Below are 8,912 nucleotides of genomic sequence, written 5' to 3'. Positions count from 1 at the left end.
CGACAAGCTGGCCGACAGCGTGATTGCTTACCTCAACGCCCAGATCAAGGCGGGTGCCCAGGCGGTCATGGTGTTCGACACCTGGGGCGGCGCGCTCACCCCGCGCGACTACCGCGATTTCTCCCTGCAATACATGCACAAGATTGTCGATGGCCTGATCCGCGAGCATGACGGTCGCCGCGTGCCGGTCACCCTGTTCACCAAGAACGGCGGTCAGTGGCTGGAGCAGATCGCCGCCACCGGTTGCGATGCGCTGGGTCTGGACTGGACCACCGACATCGCCGATGCCAAGCGTCGGGTCGGTGACAAGGTGGCGCTGCAGGGCAACATGGATCCCTCCATGCTCTACGCTACCCCGGCTCGCATCCGTGAAGAGGTGGCCTCCATTCTGGCCGGTTTCGGTCACGGCAACGGCCACGTATTCAACCTCGGCCACGGCATCCATCAGGATGTGAACCCGGAACACGCTGGCGTGTTTGTCAACGCTGTACACGAGCTCTCCGCCCAGTACCACGGCCGCTAAGGTCGGGGCGAGAGAAGAAGAGTTTGTTTGAAATCCGGGGCCGTCAGGCCCCGTTTTACATTGAAATAGGCGCTGCAACGACGAGAAAGTGGCGCCAGTGCAGGAGGCAAGATGAGCAGCAAGTCACTGGATTGGGGTATCGATCTTGGTGGTACCAAGTGTGAATGCGTGGTGCTGGATGGTGACGAGGTGCTTCTGCGCCACCGCATCCCCACCGAGCGAGCTGGCGGTTATGAGCACATGATCGGCCAGATCGCCAAGCTGGTAGCTGAGTGCGCCGAGAAGATTGGTCAACGCCCGACCGTCATCGGCATGGGCACGCCGGGGGCGCGGGATCCGCAGACCGGCCTGATGAAGAACTGCAACACCACCGAGCTCAACGGCAAGCCGTTCAAGGAGGATCTGGAGCGCAAGCTGGGCGTGCCGGTGCTGATCGCCAACGACGCCAACTGCTTCGCGCTGGCAGAAACCCATCTCGGTGCAGTGCGTCAGCACCATCCCGATGCGAAAGTGGTGTTCGGCATCATCATGGGCACCGGGGTCGGCTCCGGCATCGTCATCAACGGCCAGATCCTCAACGGCCACCACGGCATCGCCGGCGAGTGGGGCCACAACGTGCTCTCCCCCGATGGTCCCGAGTGCTACTGCGGCAAACGCGGCTGCGTCGAGACCCTGATCAGCGGCCCGGCGCTGGAGGCCTGGTACGAGGCCAAGGCCGAGCGCCGCCTCTCGCTCGCCCAAATCGCGGCCGCCACGGCTCACGATCATGTGGCCAAGCTCACCATCGACCGGCTGCACCTGCTGTTTGGTCAGGCGCTGGCCAATGTGGTCAACATTCTCGACCCGGATGTGATCGTCATCGGCGGCGGGGTGGGCAATGTGCAGAGCCTTTACTGCGCCGGGCGGCAGACAATTTTGCCCTTCCTCTTTAATCCCCGCTTCAGAGCCCCCATTATTGCTCCTGCCCTTGGTGACAGTGCCGGGGTATTCGGGGCCGCACTGCTGGCCCGCGGTGAATTCAAGGAGGCCCTGCTGTCGTAGCCGGGGTTCCCGGGCGGCCGGTGTGCCGCCCTGTTGCTGGTTCAAGGAAACGGATTCTCGATGATCAAGATTGCCATCAATGGTTACGGGCGGATCGGTCGCAACGTGTTGCGAGCCCTCTATGAAAGCGGGCGAGACAAGACCATCAAGATCGTCGCCATCAACGAGCTGGCGGCCCCCGAGGCCATGGTGCACCTGACCCGTTACGATACCAGTCACGGTCGCTTCCACCATCCGGTGCAACTGGCGGGCAACAGCATGCTGGTGGGGGAGGATCTCATCTCCCTGTTTGCCGAGCGGGATCCATCAAAGCTGCCGTGGCGGGCGCTGGGGGTGGACGTGGTGCTCGATTGCACCGGGGTATTCGGCTCGCGAGCCGATGCCGAGCTGCATCTGTCGGCGGGGGCGGGCAAGGTGCTCTTCTCCCACCCGGCGGATGCGGATATGGATGCCACCGTGGTCTACGGGGTCAACCATCATACCCTCACCGGAGCGGAGCGGATCGTCTCCAACGCCTCCTGTACCACCAACTGCGTGGTGCCGGTGATTGAAACATTGCATCGAGAATTCGAGATAAATTGTGGTACTATTACGACAATTCATTCGGCCATGCATGATCAGCAAGTCATCGATGCCTACCACAGTGACTTGCGCCGAACCCGCGCTGCCAGTCAGTCCATCATTCCGGTGGACACCAAGCTGGCAAAGGGGCTGGAGCGTATCCTGCCCCACTTCGCCGGCAAGTTTGAGGCGATCGCGGTGCGGGTGCCGACCATCAATGTAACAGCGATGGATCTCAGTATTACTGTTCGTAAAAAAGTGACAGTTACTGACGTAAATCAAGCCCTGCAACGGGCATCCAGAGGTACATTACACGGTATTCTGGATTACACGGAAGAACCTCTGGTCTCCGTAGACTTCAATCATGATGCACACTCCTGCATCATTGATGGTACCCAGACCCGGGTGAGCGATGCCAACCTCGTCAAGATGTTGATGTGGTGCGATAACGAATGGGGCTTCGCGAACCGGATGCTGGATACCACCCGGGCCATGATGGCCGCAGGCTGAGCCTGCCCCGGGCGAAAGGTTACTGTTTTTAACATTACCTGGAAAATATAGAGGACTGAATATGTCTGTTATCAAGATGACTGACCTGGATCTGGCGGGTAAACGCGTTCTGATCCGTGCTGACCTGAACGTACCGGTAAAAGACGGCAAGGTCACCTCCGATGCACGTATCGTTGCGACTCTGCCGACCATCAAGCTGGCTCTGGAAAAGGGCGCCAAGCTGATGATCACCTCCCACCTGGGTCGTCCGACCGAGGGTGAATACAACGAAGAATTCTCCCTGGCTCCGGTTGTCAACTATCTGAAAGACGCTCTGTCCTGCCCGGTTCGCCTGGCCAAGGATTACTTGGATGGCGTAGAAGTCGCTGCCGGTGAGCTGGTTGTGCTGGAAAACTGCCGCTTCAACAAAGGCGAGAAGAAGAACACCGAAGAGCTGGCCAAAAAATACGCCGCCCTGTGTGATGTCTTTGTAATGGATGCGTTCGGTACTGCTCACCGCGCCGAAGGTTCCACCTACGGTGTTGCTCAGTTCGCACCTGTTGCTTGTGCCGGTCCGCTGCTGGCGGGTGAACTGGAAGCCCTGGGCAAAGCCATGCTGAAGCCCGAGCGCCCGATGGTTGCCATCGTTGGCGGCTCCAAGGTCTCCACCAAGCTGACCGTTCTGGAGTCCCTCTCCAAGATCGCTGACCAGCTGGTTGTCGGTGGTGGCATCGCCAACACCTTCATCGCTGCTGCCGGTCACAACGTCGGCAAGTCCCTGTGCGAGCACGACCTGATCGACACCGCCAAGAAACTGGCTGCTGAGACCAACATTCCGGTGACCACCGACGTGGTTGTAGGTGCCGAGTTCTCCGAGTCCACTCCGGCGACCATCAAGTCCGTCTCTGACGTGACCGACGGCGACATGATCTTCGACATCGGCCCGGATTCTGCCAAGGCCCTGGCTGACATCATCATGAACGCCAAGACCATCCTGTGGAACGGTCCGGTTGGTGTATTCGAGTTCGACCAGTTCGCTGAAGGCACCAAGGTTATCGCTGAAGCCATCGCTGCTTCTCCGGCCTTCTCCATCGCTGGCGGTGGCGACACCCTGGCTGCCATCGACAAGTTCGGCATCGCTGACAAAGTCTCCTACATCTCCACTGGCGGCGGCGCCTTCTTGGAGTTCGTAGAAGGCAAGGTACTGCCGGCTGTTGCGATTCTGGAACAGCGCGCCAAAGCCTAATTGACCCGGAACGGGGGGCAAAAGCCTCCCGTTTCGTTTATCATGTGCCCGCTGTGCCGGTTCATGATGAACCCCCCATTTTTTATTAACGGCATACGAGACAGGACGATTAAACATGTCTAAGAAAATTTTCGACTTCGTAAAACCCGGCGTGATCACTGGTGATGACGTTCAGAAAGTGTTCGCCATCGCTAAAGAGAACGGCTTTGCTCTGCCGGCCGTAAACTGCGTTGGTACCGACTCCGTTAACGCCGTACTGGAAGCTGCCGCCAAGGTTAAAGCGCCGGTTATCGTTCAGTTCTCCAACGGTGGTGCCGTGTTCACCGCCGGTAAGGGTCTGAAGCTGGAAGGTCAGAAAGCTGCCATCCTGGGTGCCATCTCTGGTGCCAAGCACGTTCACGCTGTTGCCGAAGCTTACGGCGTGCCGGTAATCCTGCACACCGACCACGCTGCCAAGAAGCTGCTGCCGTGGATCGACGGTCTGCTGGAAGCGGGCGAGAAGCACTTTGCTGAAACCGGCAAGCCGCTGTTCTCCTCCCACATGCTGGATCTGTCCGAAGAGTCTCTGGAAGAGAACATCGACATCTGCTGCGAGTACCTGACCCGCATGGCCAAGATGAACATGACTCTGGAGCTGGAACTGGGTTGCACCGGTGGCGAAGAAGACGGCGTCGACAACAGCCACATGGATCAGTCCGCTCTGTACACCCAGCCGGAAGACGTTGCTTACGCTTACGAGCGTCTGTCCAAGATCAGCCCGCGTTTCACCATCGCTGCCTCCTTCGGTAACGTACACGGTGTATACAAGCCGGGTAACGTCAAGCTGACCCCGTCCATCCTGGACGCTTCCCAGAAGTACGTTTCCGAGAAGTTCGGCGTTCCAGCCAAGTCTCTGGACTTCGTATTCCACGGTGGTTCAGGTTCCACTCTGGAAGAGATCCGCGAGTCCATCTCCTACGGCGTAGTGAAGATGAACATCGACACCGACACCCAGTGGGCAACCTGGGAAGGTCTGCTGAACTTCTACAAGAAGAACGAAGCTTACCTGCAAGGCCAGCTGGGCAACCCGGAAGGCGCCGACAAGCCGAACAAGAAGTACTACGATCCGCGCGTATGGCTGCGTGAAGGTCAGACTTCCATGATCGCTCGTCTGGAGAAAGCATTCTCCGACCTGAACGCCATCGACGTACTGTAATTCGTTACAGCACCTTGATTGCATGAACAGGCGCCCTTCGGGGCGCCTTTTGCATTTCTGTGATCCGTGGTAGCTGGTTTGCCGTGCCGTAGCTGGGTATTATCGAAACAACTTTGCTTATTTTATTAAACAATTTGCAACCAAGGCAGGATGCTGAGTATGCAGGCAGGAAAGCACAACGGATATCAGGAGCACGTCGCCTCCTACTACGCCGCGACCCGCAACGATCCGCAGCAGTGGCTGGAACTCGAGGCCGAGCTGAAAGCGGATGTCTGCATCATCGGCGGCGGTTTTACCGGTCTCAACACCGCCATCAACCTGGCTGATGCAGGCTACAAGGTGGTGGTGCTGGAGGCCAACCGAATCGGCTGGGGCGCCTCTGGGCGCAACGGCGGTCAGCTTATTCGCGGTATCGGCCACGATACCAGCCAGTTCGCCCGCTGGATTGGTGAGGAAGGGGTGCGCGAACTCGACCTGATGGGGCTGGAGGCGGTGCAGCTGGTGCGCGAGCGGGTCGAACGCTTCAAGATAGAATGCGATCTTACCTGGGGCTACTGCGACCTCGCGACCCGTCAGCGCCATCTGGCTGGCTTCGAGGAGGATCTCGACCATCTGGCGAGCCTCGGCTATGAGCACGAACTCAAGCTGGTCCCGCGGGAAGATATCCATAGTGTGGTGGGATCGGATCGCTATATCGGCGGCCTCATCGACATGGGCTCAGGGCATCTGCATCCCCTCAATCTGGCGCTGGGCGAGGCGCGCGCCGCCGCCAGCCTCGGGGTTTCCCTGTTTGAACACTCCAGAGTGACCCATATCGATTACGGCAAGCAGGTCGAGGTGACCACGGCTCATGGCCGGGTCACCGCCGATTATCTGGTGATCGGCTGCAACGCCTATCTCAACGACCTAAATCCGGAGCTGGGGGGGCGGGTGCTGCCAGCGGGCTCCTACATCCTCGCCACCGAGGTGCTCGATCGCCGCTTGCGCCAGCGATTGCTGCCGCAAAACATGGCAGTGTGCGATCAGAACGTGGCCCTCGACTACTACCGCCTCTCTGCCGATGGCCGCCTGCTGTTTGGCGGCGCCTGCAACTATTCGGGGCGAGACCCGAAGGATATCAAGGCCTTTATGTTGCCCAAGATGCTGCGAGTCTTCCCCGAGCTGGCTGGCACTGCCATCGAGTTTCAGTGGGGCGGCATGATCGGGATCGGCGCCAACCGGCTGCCGCAGATTGGCCGCTTGAAGGAATACCCAAACGTATTCTACGCCCAGGCCTATTCGGGTCACGGCCTCAACGCCACCCATATGGCGGGCAAGCTGGTGGCCGAGGCGATCCGCGGCGAGAGCCGGGGTTTCGATCTCTTTGCCAGCGTGCCCCATATCACCTTCCCCGGCGGCCCGGCGCTGCGCTCCCCGCTGCTGGCTTTGGGTATGCTGTGGCACCGGATGAAGGATATCTTCTGACCCCCATTGTCAGCCTGCGCAGTGATGGCTGAACGTGGCCCTTTTTGCCAACCCCTTGTTTATAGCGGGTTGGCACTATCGTTCCGCCCTATAGACCAAAAGATGCATTCGCGCCAATCTCGTCCGGTTGGCGCTATCTTTTAGGTGTGAGAGCGGTTATCTGCCAAGGGGCAAGGATTTGACAGATTGCCGAATATTTGCCGAGAAAGGGCTGGAGACGGGGGGAGGAGGACCAAGATGGAGATAAATGTGGTCGCGTCAGGCGGGCTCAGCCCGCTGGCGCAACGGCAGGGTTCTCCCGCTGTGCAGGCACAGGAGAGGGTTGCAACTTCACCATCAACGGGCAGTGACAGCCTGGTGCGCGACCTTGGCGCTGTGCTGGATGAGCTGGGGCTGTCACCGCAAGGGGAGAGCAGCGGCGGTGGCACTGTTTCAATCAGGGATTCGCTGGAAGCGTTCATCAACACCATGATGGACTCCCTGCAACAGCAGCAGGAGCAACAGCTGGCATTGCAGCAACAACAGCGGCAAGAGCAGGAACAGCGCAAACTCGCCATCGCCGACAGCAGTGAGAACCCGCTCAAGCGGGATCTGGAGCGCCTGCTGGAGACGCTGGATCAGCAGGGCGGACAGGAAAAAGAGAGCGAGCAAGGAGCCGAGCGTGAAGCGGTCAACCCCTTGCAGAGCCAGCTGACCAAGCTGCTGGAGAGCAGTGGTGCGGCAGAGAGCGGGGTCACCCTCAAGGAGGTGCTGTCAGGATTGGCCAGCAAGCTGCCGAACGAACCTGCCGAGCGAAAAGGGTATCGGGTCGATACCCAGGTTTGAGCTGGTTGGCAACGGCAGGAGAGTCGTTGCAGAGCATAAGGGGCGGAAAGCCCTTTATTGGGCCGGTTCAGCCAGCCGCCACCCCTGTTCGTCCTTCATCATCCACACCTCTGCCTCTTGCGGCAGCACTTGGCCCGCCTCGAACTCGCCATATTTGCGCTCGAGATCCATCAGACCCATCTCCTGCTGGAAGGGGCCAACCCGGTCGTAGACCAGGTCCTCGTCGTGCAACACCTGCAACTGATCGAGTCCCTGTTTGAAGTGGAGCTGGTAACTCACCTTGACCAGATAGACCCCCTCCATCCGCTCCTCCTTGCCGAGGATGGTGAAGTCGCTGATATCGAACAGGTTGGCGTCTGTCTCGGCCAGCAGCTTGGCGGTGACCTGCTGGCGGATATCCTCTTCACCGGGCCCTGCACTGCAGCCATAAAGCCAGAGGGCTAGCAGGGGGATGAACCACTTTTTCATCAAAACTCCGGACGGGCGAGACAATCGAAGGGCAAATTCTGCCATGCTGCCGGTCATATACAAGGGATTGCCAGAAAAATCAGTGCGTAACGCATGAGGCGGTCCCTGCCTGTCGACAGGGGCGCCGTTGGTCAGCGTAGCTGATCAAGTTTGCCCAGAAACTCGGCAGGCCCCATAAAACCGGTGACCCGCTGGCCTGTCAGCTCCTTGCCCTCGCGGTCGAAGAAGATGAGAGTCGGCAGCCCCAGCACATTGAGGCCGTTGAGCAGCTCCACATCGGCATCGTCGTTGGCGGTGACATCCGCCTGCAGCAGCACCATCTGGCCGAAGCGCACCCTCACCGCCGGGTCGCTGAAGGTCTTGTGCTCGAACTCCTTGCAGGCGACGCACCAGTCGGCGTAGAGGTCGAGCAGCACCGGCTTGCCGCGGGCGGCGGCCAGCTGCACCTTGAGATCATCCAGCGTCTTGATGCGGATAAACTGCGGCGCCGTTTGACCGGCATCCGCCGTGACGGCAGCAGGGGGGGCCGGTTGCAGCAGATCCTTGCCCACTACCACGGCGCTGATCATCGCCAGCAACAGCACGAAGCCGCGCACGCTTTTGGCCACCGAGTGGGGCTGGTGCTGGTTGTGGTGATAGAGATAGCCGCACAGCAGCAGCCCCCAGCCAAGCCAGGCGAGAGTAGCAATCTGGTCGCTCCATAGCCGTGACAGCAGCAGGAGCGGCACTGCCAGCAGGGCAAAACCAAACAGCTGCTTGATCACATCCATCCAGGCGCCCGCCTTGGGCAGTAGCTTGCCACCCGAGGTGCCGAGCAGCAGCAGCGGCAGACCCATCCCCAGTGACAGCGCATAGAGCGCCGCCCCGCCGAGCCAGAGATCGCCGCTCTGGGCCACGTAGATCAGCGCCCCCGAGAGCGGCGCCGTGGTGCAGGGGGAGCAGACCAGCCCGGAGATCATCCCCATGATGGCGACCCCGACTACTGAGCCGCCCTGCTGGCGGTTGGAGAGGCCGGAGAGACGGGTTTGCAAACCGCTCGGCAGTTGCAGGGTATAGAGTCCGAACATGGAGAGGGCCAGCAGCACGAACATCACCGAGAG

Annotated in this window: 9 protein-coding genes; 7 read left to right on the top strand and 2 right to left on the bottom strand. The window is 60.0% G+C overall.

Features of this window, described 5'->3' with window-relative positions; all coding sequences use genetic code 11:
* From AB5Y92_RS18845 to AB5Y92_RS18815, 7 genes are all read left to right on the top strand, one after another.
* Window positions 1-523 (top strand): uroporphyrinogen decarboxylase family protein (locus tag AB5Y92_RS18845; protein ID WP_368227380.1); only part of this gene is annotated, 523 nt, incomplete at its 5' end.
* Between the two features lie 111 nt (window positions 524-634).
* Complete coding sequence (locus AB5Y92_RS18840) at window positions 635-1,564, top strand: ROK family protein (RefSeq protein WP_368227379.1); 930 nt, start codon at window positions 635-637, stop codon at window positions 1,562-1,564.
* A gap of 60 nt (window positions 1,565-1,624) precedes the next feature.
* Entirely contained in the window at window positions 1,625-2,635 is a 1,011-nt protein-coding gene (gene epd / locus AB5Y92_RS18835; RefSeq protein WP_368227378.1) for an erythrose-4-phosphate dehydrogenase, read from the top strand.
* Between the two features lie 61 nt (window positions 2,636-2,696).
* On the top strand, window positions 2,697-3,860 hold the full coding sequence (locus tag AB5Y92_RS18830; RefSeq protein ID WP_005335436.1) for a phosphoglycerate kinase: 1,164 nt from the start codon (window positions 2,697-2,699) through the stop codon (window positions 3,858-3,860).
* Between the two features lie 115 nt (window positions 3,861-3,975).
* Window positions 3,976-5,055 (top strand): class II fructose-bisphosphate aldolase, encoded by a 1,080-nt coding sequence (gene fbaA / locus AB5Y92_RS18825; RefSeq protein ID WP_005340963.1) that lies wholly within the window; start codon window positions 3,976-3,978, stop codon window positions 5,053-5,055.
* Window positions 5,056-5,214: 159 nt separating this feature from the next.
* A complete protein-coding gene (locus AB5Y92_RS18820) occupies window positions 5,215-6,519 on the top strand; it encodes an FAD-binding oxidoreductase (protein ID WP_201987553.1) in 1,305 nt (434 codons plus the stop codon).
* Window positions 6,520-6,756: 237 nt separating this feature from the next.
* Entirely contained in the window at window positions 6,757-7,344 is a 588-nt protein-coding gene (locus AB5Y92_RS18815) for a hypothetical protein (RefSeq protein ID WP_368227377.1), read from the top strand.
* A 54-nt stretch (window positions 7,345-7,398) separates the two neighbouring features.
* On the opposite strand, the gene AB5Y92_RS18810 is transcribed toward AB5Y92_RS18815, so the two are convergent.
* Together AB5Y92_RS18810 and dsbD are read right to left on the bottom strand one after the other, a co-directional pair.
* Window positions 7,399-7,812: a hypothetical protein gene (locus AB5Y92_RS18810; protein WP_159144292.1), complete on the bottom strand. Its 414-nt coding sequence runs from the start codon at window positions 7,810-7,812 to the stop codon at window positions 7,399-7,401.
* Between the two features lie 131 nt (window positions 7,813-7,943).
* The coding region (gene dsbD / locus AB5Y92_RS18805) for a protein-disulfide reductase DsbD (RefSeq protein ID WP_368227376.1) at window positions 7,944-8,912 on the bottom strand (969 nt) is incomplete at its 5' end.

Source organism: Aeromonas sp. R1-1 (assembly GCF_040908495.1).
GTDB lineage: Bacteria > Pseudomonadota > Gammaproteobacteria > Enterobacterales > Aeromonadaceae > Aeromonas > Aeromonas veronii.
This window is presented reverse-complemented; position numbering and strand designations above follow the sequence as displayed.

Coding starts and splice junctions, on each gene's coding strand:
- AB5Y92_RS18810 (WP_159144292.1), bottom strand. CDS start 7,812: ATGAAAAAGTGGTTCATCCCCCTGCTAGCCCTCTGGCTTTATGGCTGC.
- AB5Y92_RS18830 (WP_005335436.1), top strand. CDS start 2,697: ATGTCTGTTATCAAGATGACTGACCTGGATCTGGCGGGTAAACGCGTT.
- AB5Y92_RS18815 (WP_368227377.1), top strand. CDS start 6,757: ATGGAGATAAATGTGGTCGCGTCAGGCGGGCTCAGCCCGCTGGCGCAA.
- fbaA (WP_005340963.1), top strand. CDS start 3,976: ATGTCTAAGAAAATTTTCGACTTCGTAAAACCCGGCGTGATCACTGGT.
- epd (WP_368227378.1), top strand. CDS start 1,625: ATGATCAAGATTGCCATCAATGGTTACGGGCGGATCGGTCGCAACGTG.
- AB5Y92_RS18840 (WP_368227379.1), top strand. CDS start 635: ATGAGCAGCAAGTCACTGGATTGGGGTATCGATCTTGGTGGTACCAAG.
- AB5Y92_RS18820 (WP_201987553.1), top strand. CDS start 5,215: ATGCAGGCAGGAAAGCACAACGGATATCAGGAGCACGTCGCCTCCTAC.